Source organism: Streptomyces sp. NPDC039609 (genome assembly GCF_055596705.1).
In genome coordinates this window covers 420,528-434,531 of record NZ_JBVIUJ010000002.1, presented here as the reverse complement: position 1 = coordinate 434,531, position 14,004 = coordinate 420,528, and the positions used below count along the sequence as shown (strand labels likewise).

13 protein-coding genes are annotated in these 14,004 nt (G+C 72.2%); 4 read left to right on the top strand and 9 right to left on the bottom strand.

All coding sequences use genetic code 11. The features are described from left to right. Positions 1 to 2: 2 nt before the first annotated feature. Entirely contained in the window at positions 3 to 947 is a 945-nt protein-coding gene (locus ACZ561_RS07380) for a DMT family transporter (protein WP_470990721.1), read from the bottom strand. A 25-nt stretch (positions 948 to 972) separates the two neighbouring features. Continuing rightward, the gene (locus ACZ561_RS07375) at positions 973 to 1,920 is read right to left on the bottom strand and encodes an EamA family transporter (protein WP_470990719.1); all 948 of its coding nucleotides are present in this window, start codon (positions 1,918 to 1,920) and stop codon (positions 973 to 975) included. Positions 1,921 to 2,085: 165 nt separating this feature from the next. Between ACZ561_RS07375 and ACZ561_RS07370 the strand changes: the two genes are divergently transcribed. After that, on the top strand, positions 2,086 to 2,598 hold the full coding sequence (locus ACZ561_RS07370; protein ID WP_470990717.1) for a MarR family winged helix-turn-helix transcriptional regulator: 513 nt from the start codon (positions 2,086 to 2,088) through the stop codon (positions 2,596 to 2,598). A gap of 65 nt (positions 2,599 to 2,663) precedes the next feature. Here ACZ561_RS07370 and ACZ561_RS07365 read toward each other — a convergent pair whose 3' ends face one another. Genes ACZ561_RS07365 through ACZ561_RS07355 form a run of 3 tightly spaced genes read right to left on the bottom strand, consistent with a single transcriptional unit; the run spans position 2,664 to position 5,237 of the window. Next, positions 2,664 to 2,900, bottom strand: coding sequence for a hypothetical protein (locus ACZ561_RS07365; protein WP_260226244.1), 237 nt, complete (start codon positions 2,898 to 2,900; stop codon positions 2,664 to 2,666). A 20-nt stretch (positions 2,901 to 2,920) separates the two neighbouring features. Beyond that, entirely contained in the window at positions 2,921 to 5,005 is a 2,085-nt protein-coding gene (malQ, locus tag ACZ561_RS07360) for a 4-alpha-glucanotransferase (protein ID WP_470990715.1), read from the bottom strand. 1 nt (position 5,006) lies between these two features. Further along, the gene (locus tag ACZ561_RS07355; RefSeq protein ID WP_470990713.1) at positions 5,007 to 5,237 is read right to left on the bottom strand and encodes a hypothetical protein; all 231 of its coding nucleotides are present in this window, start codon (positions 5,235 to 5,237) and stop codon (positions 5,007 to 5,009) included. A gap of 168 nt (positions 5,238 to 5,405) precedes the next feature. Between ACZ561_RS07355 and ACZ561_RS07350 the strand changes: the two genes are divergently transcribed. After that, a complete protein-coding gene (locus ACZ561_RS07350; RefSeq protein WP_470990711.1) occupies positions 5,406 to 8,396 on the top strand; it encodes a beta-N-acetylglucosaminidase domain-containing protein in 2,991 nt (996 codons plus the stop codon). Between the two features lie 41 nt (positions 8,397 to 8,437). Here the strand turns inward: ACZ561_RS07350 and ACZ561_RS07345 are convergent, their stop codons facing one another. Further along, a complete protein-coding gene (locus ACZ561_RS07345) occupies positions 8,438 to 9,001 on the bottom strand; it encodes an HNH endonuclease (RefSeq protein ID WP_329120506.1) in 564 nt (187 codons plus the stop codon). A gap of 247 nt (positions 9,002 to 9,248) precedes the next feature. On the opposite strand from ACZ561_RS07345, the gene ACZ561_RS07340 reads away from it, so the two are divergent. Beyond that, positions 9,249 to 10,310, top strand: coding sequence for a mechanosensitive ion channel family protein (locus ACZ561_RS07340; protein WP_470990708.1), 1,062 nt, complete (start codon positions 9,249 to 9,251; stop codon positions 10,308 to 10,310). Positions 10,311 to 10,375: 65 nt separating this feature from the next. On the opposite strand, the gene ACZ561_RS07335 is transcribed toward ACZ561_RS07340, so the two are convergent. Genes ACZ561_RS07335 through ACZ561_RS07325 form a run of 3 tightly spaced genes read right to left on the bottom strand, consistent with a single transcriptional unit; the run spans position 10,376 to position 12,524 of the window. After that, positions 10,376 to 10,693 carry a hypothetical protein gene (locus ACZ561_RS07335; RefSeq protein ID WP_470990706.1) on the bottom strand — a complete coding sequence of 106 codons (318 nt, stop codon included), beginning with the start codon at positions 10,691 to 10,693 and terminating at the stop codon, positions 10,376 to 10,378. After that, positions 10,693 to 12,084: a hypothetical protein gene (locus ACZ561_RS07330; protein ID WP_470990704.1), complete on the bottom strand. Its 1,392-nt coding sequence runs from the start codon at positions 12,082 to 12,084 to the stop codon at positions 10,693 to 10,695. The genes ACZ561_RS07335 and ACZ561_RS07330 overlap by 1 nt, the downstream gene beginning before the upstream one ends. Continuing rightward, a complete protein-coding gene (locus tag ACZ561_RS07325; RefSeq protein ID WP_470990702.1) occupies positions 12,081 to 12,524 on the bottom strand; it encodes a hypothetical protein in 444 nt (147 codons plus the stop codon). Before ACZ561_RS07325 ends, ACZ561_RS07330 begins: the two co-directional genes overlap by 4 nt. Before the next feature lie 243 nt (positions 12,525 to 12,767). Between ACZ561_RS07325 and ACZ561_RS07320 the strand changes: the two genes are divergently transcribed. Then, the gene (locus ACZ561_RS07320; protein WP_470990700.1) at positions 12,768 to 13,982 is read left to right on the top strand and encodes an ROK family transcriptional regulator; all 1,215 of its coding nucleotides are present in this window, start codon (positions 12,768 to 12,770) and stop codon (positions 13,980 to 13,982) included. Positions 13,983 to 14,004 lie beyond the last annotated feature (22 nt).

Below are 14,004 nucleotides of genomic sequence, written 5' to 3'. Positions count from 1 at the left end.
GCTCACGCACGGACCCGCGCACTGGCCAGCGCCACGCCGCCCAGGATGAGTGCCATGCACGCGCCGCCCACGAGCCCCGGTTCCTCGCCGAGCAGGGCGTACGAGAGCAGGGCCACGCACACGGGCTGCAGGTAGTAGACGACTCCGGCGCGGGCGGCGCCGATCAGGGCGATGGCCTTGTTCCAGGCGAAGAAGGCGACGGCGGAGGAGAAGACACCGACGTAGAGCAGCGGTCCGACGGCGCCGAAGGTGGGGTCGAAGCCGCCCTGGACGGCGAGGCTGACGCCGTAGGCGGGGAGCAGCATCAGGGCACCGAGCACGAAGGTCGTGAAGAGGAAGGCCAGGGCGCCGATCTCGGTGGGCTTGCGCTTGAGCAGGGCGCTGTACGAGGCGAAGGACAGGGCGGCCGCGAACATCCACAGGTCGCCCGCGGTGAAGTCGACGGCGAGGGAGCCCTTGCCGACGAGGAGCAGCACACCGAGCGCGGCGAGGAGCATCCCGAAGGTGCGGCGGGCGCCGAGGCGTTCGCCGCCCAGGCGGGAGTGGAGCGCCATGATCACCGGGGAGGCGGCCATGATCATGCCCATGTTGGAGGCGGAGGTGGTCAGTCCGGCCTGGTGCACGAGGGTGTTGTAGAGGGCGACGCCGAACAGCGAGGCCAGGGCGACGTAGCCGAAGTGGCGGCGGATCAGGTGCCGTTGCCGCCACGCCTGCCGGGCCGCGAGGGGGGCGACGGCGAGGAGGGCGATGACCCAGCGCCAGAAGACGGCCTGGACCGGCGGGACGGAGTCGGCCATGTCCCGGGTGGCGACGAAGCTGCCGGACCAGACGACCGTGGCGACGAGCGCGAGGAGAACGCCGAGGCCGGCCCCCCGCGCGAGGTTCTTCGCGGGTGCCGGCTCGTCGGTCGTTCTCGGTTCGGTGCGGTCGTGGTCCAGCAGCGTCACGGTGGTCCTTTCGTTCGGTGACGCTCTACCGTCGCACCGAAGAAACCTCCAGGTCTATCGAAAGTTCCTGACCATTCCTTTCAGCTGAACTGAACGATTCGGTCGTCTTGGCGGCGGGTGTACGCGGGTTCAGCTGGCCGACCAGGGTGGCACCGAAGGCGATCGCCATTCCGGCGAGCTGCACCGGACCCAGCACCTGCCCGAGCGCCGCCCAGCCGATGACGGCCGCGCTGATCGGCGAGAGCGGACCGAGGAGGGTCACGGAGGAGGCGCTCAGCTGCCCGATCCCGCGGAACCAGAGGAAGTACGAGATCGCGGTGTTGCCGAAGGCGAGGTAGGCGTAGCCGAGCAGGTTGGTGGAGTCCAGGGCCGGCGGGGCGCCCTCGATCAGGAAGGCGATCGGCAGGATGATCAGGCCGCCGGCGGTGAGCTGCCAGCCGGTCAGGGCGAGCGCGCCCACCCCCTCGGGCCTCCCCCAGCGCTTGGTGAAGACGGTGCCGGCCGACATCGACAGGGCGGAGAGCAGTCCGGCGACCACCCCGACGAGGTCCAGGGCCGCGCCCGCCTTCAGGACGACGAGGCTGACACCGAAGGCGGCGGCGATCGCGGCGAGCAGGGACCGCACGGTGGGCCGATCCCCCAGGAAGAGGGCGGCCAGGCCGACGACGAAGAGCGGGCCGACCGAGCCGACGACGGCCGCGACGCCGCCGGGCAGCCGGTACGCGGCGAGGAAGAGCAGCGGGAAGAAGGCGCCGATGTTGAGGGCCCCCAGGACCGCGGACTTCCACCACCAGGCGCCCTGCGGCAGCTTGCGGGTGACGGCGAGCAGCAGCAGCCCCGCCGGGAGCGCACGCATCAGACCGGTGAAGAGCGGCCGGTCGGGCGGCAGGAACCCCGTGGTGACGAAGTAGGTGGAGCCCCAGGAGATCGGGGCGAGCGCGGTGAGGGCGATGACGGCGGCCTTGCGGGACATGGCAGGTCCCCCTGGTTCGGAGTGGGTCCGAGTGACTTGGTGATAAGTAGCTTAGCTCTAAGCTACTTATTTGCAAGTCACTTCGACATAAGCTTCTTTCTCGTGAGCGACTTACCGCCCAGTGACTTACTTGCCGCCGAGTCGATCGATCAGGAGACTGCCGCCATGGACAGCACCGAGACCCCCGCCCACGACGCCGTCGACGCCATCACCGACCAGTGGGCGGCCGTCCGCCCCGACCTGGACACGGTGCCGATGGCCGTCTTCGGGCGCGTCTACCGGCTGGCCGCCGCGATGCGCGGCCGCGTCGACAAGGCGTACTCGCCCTATGGGATGACGCTCGGGGAGTTCGACGTGCTGGCGACCCTGCGCCGCTCGGGCGCGCCCTACACGCTCTCGCCGCGCGAGCTCACCGCGACGCTGATGATCACCACCGGCGGGATGACGGGCCGGCTCGACAAGCTGGAGAAGGCCGGGCTGCTCAGCCGCAGCCCCGACCCCAACGACCGGCGCGGGCTGCGGGTGACGCTGAGCGAGCGGGGCCGCGAGCTGGTGGACCAGGCGGTGGGCGCCGGGCTCGCCCAGCAGCGGGAGGCCCTGGAGGCCGCCCTCACGCCCGAGGAGGCTGAGCAGCTGGCGGGCCTGCTGCGCAAGCTGCTGGCGACCACGGTCGTGTGAACGCACACAAGGGCGCTGCGGCGGTACGTCCGTACCGCTGCAGCGCCCTCGGAAGAGGCTGGGACCTAGGCCTTCTTGGGCCTGTCGGACTTGTCGAGCACCATCACGAGACCGGCGATCACCAGGAACAGCACGATCGGCGCGGCCACGAACAGGCCGAGGGTCTCGACGACACTCAGCTTGGGGGCCGGGTCGTCACCGTCGTCGCGGGTGAGCGCGAGCGCGGGGGACGACATGAGCAGCATCATCAGCGTCGTACCGGCCGCGACAGCACCGGCGCGCAGGGCGTTCTTCTTGTCCACGGTGCAAACGTAGCGAACACCTAAACGGGCCGCGCGTCCGGGGGTGCCGTACGGGAACCACCAAGAGGACCGAACACCGCGAGGAGACGGTGGAGGCGGGGCGAGGCGGCCAGTTCCTCCAGGGTGAGCGGCTGGCCCTCCGGGCCCGCCACCGGGAGCCGCCAGTTGGGGTACTGGTCCCAGGTACCGGGCAGGTTCTGTGGCCGCCGGTCCCCCACCGCGTCCGGCAGCCACACCCCGACCATCGTCGCCGGGGTGCGCAGCAGGAACCGGTGGAAGGCCCGGACCTCGGCCTCCTCGTCGCCCGTGCCCTCCGGGAGCAGCCCGAGCAGCTCCAGCTCCGTCAACCACTCGGCGACCTCGGCCGCGTCCCGGGCGCGCTCACGCCCGAGATCGCCGGTGAGCAGCCCGAGCCGGTGGCGCAGGGCGACATGGTCGCCGGAGAGCCTGGCCGCCGTGGACGGGAGGTCGTGCGTGGTGGCGGTGGCCACGCAGTCGGTGCGCCACTCCTCGGGGGCGAGCGGGCGGCCCGTGCCGGACCAGTCCCGCTCGAACCAGAGCACGGAGGTGCCGAGCACCCCGCGCTGCGCGAGCCGCTCGCGGACGCCCGGCTCGACGGTGCCGAGGTCCTCCCCGATGACGACCGCGCCCGCCCGGTGGGCCTCCAGGGCGAGGACCGCGAGCATCGCCTCGGCGTCGTAGCGGACATACGTCCCTTCGGTGGGTTCGCGCCCCTCGGGGACCCACCAGAGCCGGAACAGCCCCATCACATGGTCGATACGCAGCGCACCCGCGTGCCGCAACAGCTCCCTCAGGAGGCCGCGGTACGGGCCGTAGCCCGAGGCGGCGAGCGCGTCCGGGCGCCAGGGCGGCAGACCCCAGTCCTGGCCGCGGGCGTTGAAGGCGTCCGGCGGGGCGCCGACCGACATGCCGGTGGCAAAGGCGTCCTGCTGGGCCCAGGCGTCGGAGCCGTCGGGATGGACGCCGACGGCGAGGTCGTGGACGATCCCGACGCCCATGCCCGCCTCGCGGGCGGCCTCGGCGGCGGCGGCGAGCTGCCGGTCCGTCAGCCAGGCCAGCCGGCAGTGGAAGTCGATCCGTGCGGTCAGCTCGTCGTCGGAGCGGACGGCCACGGCGGCGGAGCGGGGGTCGCGCAGCTCCTCGGGCCAGCTGCGCCAGTGGTGGCCGTGCCGCTCGGCGAGCGCTTGATAGGTGGCGTGGTCCTCCAGGGCGGAGCCGCGCTCGGCGAGGAAGTCGAGGTACTCCGCCCGTCTGCCGGGGCCGAGTTCCACCGTCCGTACGAGCTCCAGGGCGCGCCGCTTGACCTCCCACACCGCGTCCCGGTCGATCAAGGCGCCCTTGCGCAGGACCCGTTCGCGCAGCTCGGCGGCGTCGGCGAGGACCGCGTCCACTTCGGCGCCGTACTCGGGCGCGACGAAGCCGAACTCGGGGACGTCCTGGATCCGCAGATGGACGGGGTCGGGGAAGAGGCGCGAGGAGGGGCGGTACGGAGAGGGATCCGTGGGCGCCCCGGGAACCGCCGCGTGCAGCGGGTTGACCTGGACGAACCCCGCACCGTGCGTCCGTCCGGCCCAGGTCGCGAGCTCGCGCAGGTCGCCGAGGTCGCCCATGCCCCAGGAGCGGGTGGAGAGCACCGAGTACACCTGGGCGAGCAGGCCGAACACGCGCCCCTCGGGCCGGGGCACGCGCGCGGGGGCGACGATCAGCGTGCTCGTGTCGGTGCGCCCCTCGGGGGCGAGGGCCTCGACGCGGTGGACGCCGAGCGGCAGCCCGTCCCAGCCCCCGCCCTCGACCACCTCGCCGGACTCGGTCGTGACGCGCAGCCGGGTGCCCGGCGGAAGGTCCTGCGGCGGGCGCAACGGGCCGTCCTGCCAGCGCACCAGCGTGGCCGGCAGCATCCGGTCCTCGTCGGCCCGCTGTGCCGCGTGGAGCGCGGCGACGACCGCCTCCGGCGTGGTGGCGTCCACGTCGAGGGCGCCGAGGACGGCCACGACCGTGGCGTCGGGCACCTGGACGGTGACGCCCTCGGACGGCTCGTACGCGGTGGCGACGCCATGGAGTTCGGCGAGACGGGCCAGGGTCACTTCACACTCCGGGGGACTCCGTGCCGCCCGCGGTGGCGCGGGCGGTGGGTTCGCTGGTGAGGGGCGCCGCCTCGGTCATGGGCGGCTCGCTGGTGAGGGGTGCGGCGTCGGCGAGGGGCGGTTCGCTCGTGAGCGGGCCCTGTTTCGGTACGCGTATGGCGGTGGGGATGGTCGCGGTCACGGGGGTCTCCCGGTTCGTCTCGACAGGTGGGGCTCCGAGAGCCCTACCCATCGCACCCCGTTTTACCGGCGGAACTTGTCGTGGCGGCGCCACCTCGCCGAAAGACCGCCCGGCAAACCCGACACATCGACCACGCGCATTGACACCCCAGCCGGGCGGGTGGTGGGCTCGTAACCCTCTCGTGACCACGGGAGCCCCACGGGAGAAGAGGAGTCCCCCATGCACCTCGGGCACAGACGGCGGACCGCTTCGGCCGTCGCCGCCGCGGTGATCGGCGGATTCCTCGGCGGCAGCGTGCCGAGCCTCGCCACGGCGGCGCCGACACCCCCGGGCTCCCCCGTCACCACGCCCGACACCGACACGCAGCTGTCGCCCGGGACGGCGGTCTGGCCGCGCCCTCAGTCCCAGCGGGCCACGGGTCCGTCCGTTCCGCTCGGCGACGAGGTGACGCTGCTCACGGACGCCGACGCCGATCCGTACGCGGTCGCCGCACTGCGCGAGGTGCTGCGGGCGGCGGGGGTACGGACCGTCCACACGTCCCTGCCGGGTGCCGGGACCGTGCTCCGCGCGGGCTCCGCCGCCTCCTCGGACGCCCTGCGGGCGCTGCGTGTGCCCGAGCGTGCCGACCTGCCGCGCGGCGGATACCGGCTGGCCACCGGCCGGGTGCAGGGCCGGGACACGGTCGCCCTGGACGGCGTCGGCGAGGACGGCCTGTTCCACGCCGTACAGACCCTGCGTCAGCTGATCGACGGCACCGACGGCGGGCGGACCGTCCCCGGTGTCGTCGTCCGCGACTGGCCCGGCACCGCGGTACGGGGCCTCACCGAGGGGTTCTACGGCCGTCCTTGGAGCCAGGAACAGCGCCTCGCCCAGCTCGACTTCATGGGCCGCACCAAGCAGAACCGCTACCTCTACGCGCCGGGCGCCGACCCGTACCGCCAGACCCAGTGGCGCGAGCCCTACCCGGCGGACCAGCGTGCCGACTTCCGCGCGCTGGCCGCGCGGGCGCGCGCCAACCATGTGACCCTCGCCTGGGCCGTGGCGCCGGCCCAGTCCATGTGTCTGGCCTCGGACGACGACGTGAAGGCGCTCACCCGCAAGCTCGACGCCATGTGGGCGCTGGGGGTGCGCTCGTTCCAGCTCCAGTTCCAGGACGTCAGCTACAGCGAGTGGCACTGCTCCAGGGACGCGGACACCTTCGGCCGGGGGCCCGAGGCGGCCGCCGCCGCCCACGCGCGCGTGGCGAGCGTGGTGGCCCGGCATCTGGCCGCCCGCCACCCGGACGCGGAACCGCTCACCCTGATGCCGACGGAGTACTACCAGGACGGCGCGACGAAGTACCGCACGGCACTCGCCGCCGCGCTCGACGACCGGGTGCGGGTCGCCTGGACGGGTGTCGGGGCCGTCCCCCGCACGATCACCGGTCGGGAGCTGGCGGGCGCCCGCGACGCGCTGCGCCACCCGCTGGTCACCATGGACAACTACCCGGTCAACGACTACGCCCGGGACCGGCTCTTCCTCGGCCCCTCCATGGGCCGCGAGCCGGCCGTGGCGGCCGGTTCGGCCGCGTTCCTCGCCAACGCCATGGAGCAGGCGGCCATCTCCCGCATCCCGCTCTTCACCGCGGCGGACTACGCCTGGAACCCCAAGGGTTACCGGCCGCAGGAGTCCTGGCAGGCGGCCGTCGACGAGCTGGCCGGGCCGAACCCGGCGACTCGCGAGGCGCTGCGGGCCCTGGCCGGCAACGACGCCTCCTCGCTCCTCGACCCGTCGGGCGAGTCGGCGTACCTGAAGCCGCTGATGGCCGCGTTCTGGCGGAGCCGTACGAGCCCCGACCCGGTGGCGCGGGAGAAGGCGGCACGCGAACTGCGGGCCGCGTTCACCGTGATGCGCGAGGCGCCCGAGCGGCTGACGGCGACCGCCGACGGCACCCTGGACGACGAGGTACGGCCCTGGCTGGAGCAGCTGTCCCGCCACGGGCTCGCCGGGGAGACGGCGGTCGACATGCTGCTCGCGCAGGCCGGCGGCGACGGCGCGGCGGCCTGGCAGGCCCAGTTGCGGCTGGAGCCGCTGCGGGAGGCGCTGAAGGCGAGCGGGGTGACCGTCGGCGACGGCGTCCTGGATCCCTTCCTCGCGCGGGCCGCGACGGAGTCGGCGGCCTGGACCGGCGCGGACCGGGAGCGGGGCACCGGGCGGGTGGCGGACCGCGAGCCCGCGGCGTACACCGTGCGACTGGAGCGTTCGCGGCCCGTCGAGACGGTGACGGTGATGACGGAGCCGGGCGCGGCCGAGTCGGCGCGCGTGGAGGCGTACGTCCCCGGCGAGGGCTGGCGGACGCTGGGCCCGGTGTCCCCGTCCGGCTGGACACAGGCGGACGTGAAGGGGCTGCGCGCGGACGCGGTCCGTGTCGTGTGGGACGGCGCGGATCCTCGGGTGCGCTCCCTGGTGCCGTGGTTCGCCGACGAGCCGCGCGCCGAGCTCGAGCTGGCCCGGCAGGAGACGGACGCCGAGATCGGCGGCCCCGCGCAGCGGGTGGACGTCCGACTTGCGGGCCGGCGCGCCGACGAGGTGCGCGGGGAACTGGCGGCGCGGGCACCGAAGGGGATCACGGTGCGGCTGCCTCGGGAGACCCGGGTGCCGCGCGGCACGCACACGACCGTCCCGCTGGAGGTGTCGGTGGCGCCGGACGTGCCGGCGGGCTCGTACCGGGTGCCGGTGTCCTTCGCGGGCGAGGAGCGGGTCCTGACGGTCCGGGCCTTCCCCCGCACCGCGGGCCCCGACCTGGCGCGTGCCGCGAGGGCCTCCTCCTCCGGCGACGAGACGCCCGACTTCCCGGCCGCCTCGGCGCTGGACGGCGATCCCGCCACCCGCTGGTCCTCACCCGTCGACGACGGTGCCTGGTGGCAGCTGGAACTCCCGCGGCCGGCCCGGATAGGGCAGGTGGTCCTCCACTGGCAGGACGCTCACCCCTCCCGCTACCGCGTCCAGGTCTCCGCCGACGGCCGCACCTGGCGCACGGCCGCGACGGTCGCCGACGGGCGTGGCGGCCGGGAGAGCGTCCGCATGGACGCGGCGGACACCCGCTTCCTGCGGGTCCAGGGCGACGCGCGGGCGACGGAGTACGGATACTCGCTGTGGTCGGTGGAGACGTACGCGGTGGCCTCGCCGGCCGAGCCCGGGCGGGCCGGCCCGCCCGAGCAGCCGGAATAGGGGCGCCTCCCGGGAGGCGCCCCGTACGACGAAGGCCCGGCTCAACCCGTCTTCACGGCCCCCACGGGGGTGGTGGAGACGGCGTCGATCCGGGCCATCACATCGTCCGCGCCGTACGGCTGCAGATAGGGCAGCCAGCGTGGGTCCCGGTGTCCGGTCCCGATGATCCGCCAGGCCAGCCCGGTGGGCGGGGCGGGTTGGTGCCGCAGCCGCCAGCCCAGCTCGCGCAGGTGCCGGTCGGCCTTGACGTGATTGCAGCGGCGGCAGGCCGCCACGACGTTCTCCCAGGCGTGCGTACCCCCGCGGCTGCGCGGAATCACGTGGTCGACGCTGGTTGCGACGCCACCGCAGTACATACAGCGTCCGCCGTCACGGGCGAAGAGCGCTCTGCGGGTCAGAGGAACGGGCCCCCGGTAGGGGACCCGCACGAACCGCTTCAGCCTGACCACACTGGGTGCGGGGATGACGCGGGTCTCGCTGTGCAGGAAGGCGCCGGACTCCTCGAGGCAGAGTGCCTTGTTCTCGAGGACGAGGACGAGCGCGCGGCGGAGCGGTACGACGCCGAGGGGCTCGTACGACGCGTTGAGGACCAGGACATGCGGCACGGATGCCTCCTAATACGCCGGCGGCGCGTGGCTCGCGCCGGGACGAACTGCTCTCAGTCTCTCCTCATGCCTGGTCGGAGCGCCACCACGTACCCGTAACGGGCTTGAGGTGTTCTCGACCACATCGGCATCGTCACCCGGATCCTCCCCGCGTGAGGTCCGTCTCTCCCTCGAACAGGGCAACAGGAGCACATCCGATGCCCCGTTAGTGTGGATGTTCCGCGTACGACACGCCTGGAGGTTCTACGTGTCCTGGTCCGCCCTGCTGACCGCCGACGATCCGCAACAGGTCCCCGTCACCCTCGACGAGGCTGCGGAGAGGGCGACGAACGCCGCGGGCTGGGTGGAGGAGAACTGGTCCACCTGGCTGAACACCGGTCTTCGCATCCTCCTCATCCTGATCGTCGCCCTGCTGCTGCGGATGGCGATCCGCCGCGCCCTGACGAAGCTGATAGAGCGGATGAACCGCTCCGCTCAGGCCGTGGAGGGCACGGCGCTCGGCGGTCTGCTGGTCAACGCCGAGCGGCGCAGACAGCGCTCGGAGGCGATCGGCTCGGTGCTGCGCTCGGTGGCGTCGTTCGTGATCCTCGGCACTGCGGGCCTGATGATCCTGGGCGCCTTCAAGATCGACCTGGCGCCGCTGCTGGCCTCCGCGGGTGTCGCGGGTGTGGCGATCGGTTTCGGCGCCCGGAACCTGGTCACGGACTTCCTCTCCGGTGTCTTCATGATCCTGGAGGACCAGTACGGGGTCGGTGACTCGGTCGACGCCGGGGTGGCCTCCGGCGAGGTCATAGAGGTCGGACTGCGGGTGACGAAGCTGCGCGGCGACAACGGCGAGATCTGGTATGTCCGCAACGGCGAGATCAAGCGGATCGGCAACCTCAGTCAGGGCTGGGCGACGGCCGCGGTGGATGTCACGGTGCGTCCGACGGAGGACCTGGACCGGGTGCAGTCGGTGATCAACGAGGCCACGGCGTCCATGGCGAAGGACGAGCCCTGGAACGAGCGGCTGTGGGGCCCGGTGGAGATCCTGGGTCTCAGCGAGGTGCTCCTCGAGTCCATGACGATCCGGGTCTCGGCGAAGACGATGCCGGGCAAGGCCCTGGGGGTCGAGCGCGAGCTGCGGTGGCGGATCAAGCGGGCGCTGGACGCGGCCGGCATCCGTATCGTCGGCGGCGTCCCGGCTCAGGCGGAGGAGTCCTCGGCGGATCCGACGGCGGGCATGGCGGCCCCCTCGGCCTTCGCCTCGCCGACGTCCCCCCAGGGCGCGGCGGCAAGCCCGCTGCCGAGGCCGGACCTCAACAAGTAGCCGGCTTCACGTGTACGACGAGGGGCGCCCCGCAGCACTGGCGGGGCGCCCCTCGTCGTACGGTCTCATCCCCCCACAGCCCACCGGATTGCCGCGACCCCACCGAGGACCAGCGGCAGCGCCGCCCACCACGGCCCCATGACCCGCCGGGCGGAGGGGAGCGCCGTGATCACGAGGGCGAGCAGGCTCGCCGCGATCGTGAGCACACACGAGAGGACGATTCCGGCGCGAGCGTCGTCGTCCCAGCTGCCCGAGGGCCGGATGGTCATCGCCATGTACAGGAACCAGGCCGCGATCAGGTGCAGGAGCACGAGCGGAACGGCGAGGACCCAGCGCAGGCAGCCGTCGTCCTCAGTCGTCGTGGACTCGGGGCTGTCGAGCATCAGCGCAGTGCTTCCCTTGCGTCGTCGAGGTTGTTGGTGAAGCCCCGGCCGTACCCCTGGGCGTCCTCTCCCTCCCAATACGGTCCACCGTTGTACCGCGCCGCGAGCTCCTGGTAGTGGGCGGGCGTCATCCTCTCGGGAGGCACGTCGGCGAACTCACTCTCCGCCTTGAGCTGGGCCAGGTATTCGGATGCGATGAAGATGTTCTGTCCCGGGTCCTGGAGGGATTCTTCCACCACTGAGCGTTGCTGCTCGGTCAGGTTGTCCGGGTCGTAACCGAGCACCTCGGCGCCCCTTCGTACCTGGATGGCGATGGGGCCGAAGGACGTCTCGTCAGGGCTGCCGCCGAGACGCCAGGGCAGGTTCTCCGGGGCCACGGGGCTGAGCCCCCAGGGAGCGTCGGCTTGTTCGCGGATCGTGTCCGTGATGTCATCCAGGATGCCGGGCTGGCCGCCGATCTCCTGCCACGCGATACCGGCGACCATGTCCGCGGGCAGACCAGAGTTTCTCGCCGCTGCCTGGATGATCTCCTTGTTGGCCGCGATCCACTCTCTCCGGTCCTGGCTCGAAGACGGTGGACTCCAGTAGCTGTCCGTCGCACCGGGCAGATTGGCCAATTGCGTCCGGATATCAAGAAGTGCCGGAGAAACGGCGCGGTCTCCGACCTGTGCTCCGTAGCCCTGCTTGGGGGCGCTCCCGGGCAGATGAGTGAGGGGGTTGTCGCTCGCCTCCCGAGCCTCACTCCTCATGGCCGCGATGGCGGAGAAGATGTCCACACGCTCGACGAAGCCCATGCGGAAGTCGGGCAGCAGCTCGTATGCCTGCTTCAGTCCGTGCACGCAGATCTCGCGGGACTCCTTCTCAGTGGTCTTGGCGAGGTGAAAGTTGCTTCCGGCAGCGTCGTGCAGCCGGTTCGCTTCGTCCCTGATGTCGTCCACGTCCATGGTGAGTTCGGCGAAGAAGTCGAGGACACCCGTGGTGGCCCTCATGTCCTCCCACTGGCGCATGGGTTCCGCGTCCTGCGCCTCTCGGGTGACAGCGGTGCCTTTGGTGGCGATCAGTTCGGCTAGGGCTCGCTCGTTGACCTTGCCGTTGGAGTAGTGGCTCTTGGCTGTCTCCAGTGCCCAGGCATAGCTGCGCAGGATGCTTGCGGCCTTGCCGTAGCCCTTGGCTATGTTCTGCATCAGTTTGCGCGCCTCGGACAGTCGCGCTTCGTAGTGCTGGCTCCCCTCACCGCGCCAGTGCGTACGCTTCTCCGCCCGTTCGGCGGGCTCGTCGACTTCCGCCAACGTGTCGTGGAGGCGCTTGAACTCATCGGCGTTGCGCTCGACGAGGGCCGGATTGCAGCCCTCGAGGAATTCGACGTCCTTGCGATGGCTGAGCACAGTCACCTCGCCTCCGGGGCCACGTACTGGCCGTATCGCAGGACGCTGTCGAGGAACCGTCGAGCGTTGGCGTCTTCCACCGTGGCGAAGTCGGATCCGGCGGTCTTGAGCCGTGTGGCGAGCGCCGCGAGCAGCGCCACTGTGTCCTGGAACTGGTCGTCTGCGAACCTGCCGAAACGTTCCACCTGTGCTGCGACATCGCCGTGCGCCCTGGGTTCGCGGGCCATGGTGCACAGATCCCCGTCCGGCCTCCCCTCGTAGAGGAATCCGGCGATCTCGATCAACAGGTTCGCGTTGCCGTTGATGGAGTCCGTGTTGTAGTCGAGCGTTCCGTTCGCGGGCGCGCCGCCGCCCGGGTCCGCCGGTAATTGATTGAGCCGCATGGCGGCAGGCCCACCTGTCGACGCCTCGCTCTTCAGCTGGGCCCATTCGTCTTCGAACGACACACATCCCCCTGTGGTTGTCGGTCTCCGCTCCGCGAGCGCCAGAAGACGCTAGCAGGGGGCCGAGCCCGGCGGCGCTTCCGATGGCGGACAGGCGACAGGAACGTCCACGGGTATTGACGCCCCGGGGACGGCCGTCCTACCTTCCTCCCACCAAATAGGAAACTTTCCTAACAGTGCAGTTGGGGGAGCGGGCGGCGGGGCAGCAGAATGGCCCCTCCAGAGCCGAAGGGCAGGTGCACCGTCATGGCCGGTACGACCCCGGGAACCCCCGGTACCCCGCGCGTCCTGCGGGCCATGAACGACCGCGCCGCCCTCGATCTGCTCCTGGAGCACGGGACCCTGTCCCGTACCCGGATCGGCAAGCTCACCGGTCTCTCCAAGCCGACCGCCTCCCAGCTTCTCGCCCGACTCGAAGCCGCCGGGCTCGTCCTCGCCACCGGCACCACGGCGGGCCGGCCGGGACCCAGTGCCCAGCTGTACGAGCTCAACCCCCGGGCCGCCTTCGCCGCCGGACTCGATGTGAACCCGCACCGGATCCGCGCCGCCGTCGCCGACATCACCGGCGAGGTCGTCGGCGAGTTCGAACTCGGGACCCCGGGGCGCGCCTCGGAGGGAGTCGTACGGCAGGTCACCACCGCCCTCGACGGCGCCGCCAAGGACGCCGGGATCACCCGCGGCGAGGTGCACCGCCTCGTCATCGGCACCCCCGGCGCCTTCGACCCGGCCACCGGGCGGCTGCGGTACGCCTCCCACCTGCCCGGCTGGCACTCCCCCTCGCTCCTGGAGGAGCTGGCGGCGGTGCTCCCGATGCCGTTCGAGTACGAGAACGACGTCAACCTCGCCGCCGTCGCCGAGCAGCGCCTGGGTGCCGCCCGGGGCCACGAGGACTTCGTGCTGCTGTGGAACCAGGAGGGCCTCGGCGCCGCCCTGGTCCTCGGCGGCCGGCTCCACCGCGGCTTCACCGGCGGCGCCGGCGAGGTCGGCTTCCTGCCCGTGCCCGGCACCCCGCTCGTACGGCAGGTCACCAAGGCCAACTCCGGCGGCTTCCAGGAGCTCGCCGGAGTCCAGTCCGTGCCCCGGATCGCCCGGGAGCTCGGCATCGACACCCCCGAACATCCCTTCGTGCCCACCGCGACCCGGCTGCTCACCCATGCCGCCGCCCACCACGGCGACGACCCCCGGTACGCCGCGCTCCTCGACCGGTACGCCGAGCGCCTCGCCACCGGTCTGGCCTCCCTCGTCGCCGTACTCGACCCCGAACTCCTCGTCCTGTCCGGCGAGGTGACCGTCGCCGGCGGGGAACCCCTGCGCGAACGCGTCCAGTCCGAGCTGGCCGAACTCGCCGCCTCCCGGCCCCGGCTCGTCCTCGGGGACGTGGACCGGCACCCCGTCCTGCGCGGGGCCCTGGAAAGCGCCCTCGCCACCACCCGCGACGAGGTCTTCGACACGTCCCGCTAGGACCGCGGAACCCCGACGCACC

Excerpts from the sequence above, each read along its gene's own strand:
- ACZ561_RS07320 (WP_470990700.1), top strand. The coding sequence starts at position 12,768 with ATGGCCGGTACGACCCCGGGAACCCCCGGTACCCCGCGCGTCCTGCGG.
- ACZ561_RS07335 (WP_470990706.1), bottom strand. The coding sequence starts at position 10,693 with ATGCTCGACAGCCCCGAGTCCACGACGACTGAGGACGACGGCTGCCTG.
- ACZ561_RS07375 (WP_470990719.1), bottom strand. The coding sequence starts at position 1,920 with ATGTCCCGCAAGGCCGCCGTCATCGCCCTCACCGCGCTCGCCCCGATC.
- ACZ561_RS07370 (WP_470990717.1), top strand. The coding sequence starts at position 2,086 with ATGGACAGCACCGAGACCCCCGCCCACGACGCCGTCGACGCCATCACC.
- ACZ561_RS07350 (WP_470990711.1), top strand. The coding sequence starts at position 5,406 with ATGCACCTCGGGCACAGACGGCGGACCGCTTCGGCCGTCGCCGCCGCG.
- ACZ561_RS07355 (WP_470990713.1), bottom strand. The coding sequence starts at position 5,237 with ATGGGTAGGGCTCTCGGAGCCCCACCTGTCGAGACGAACCGGGAGACC.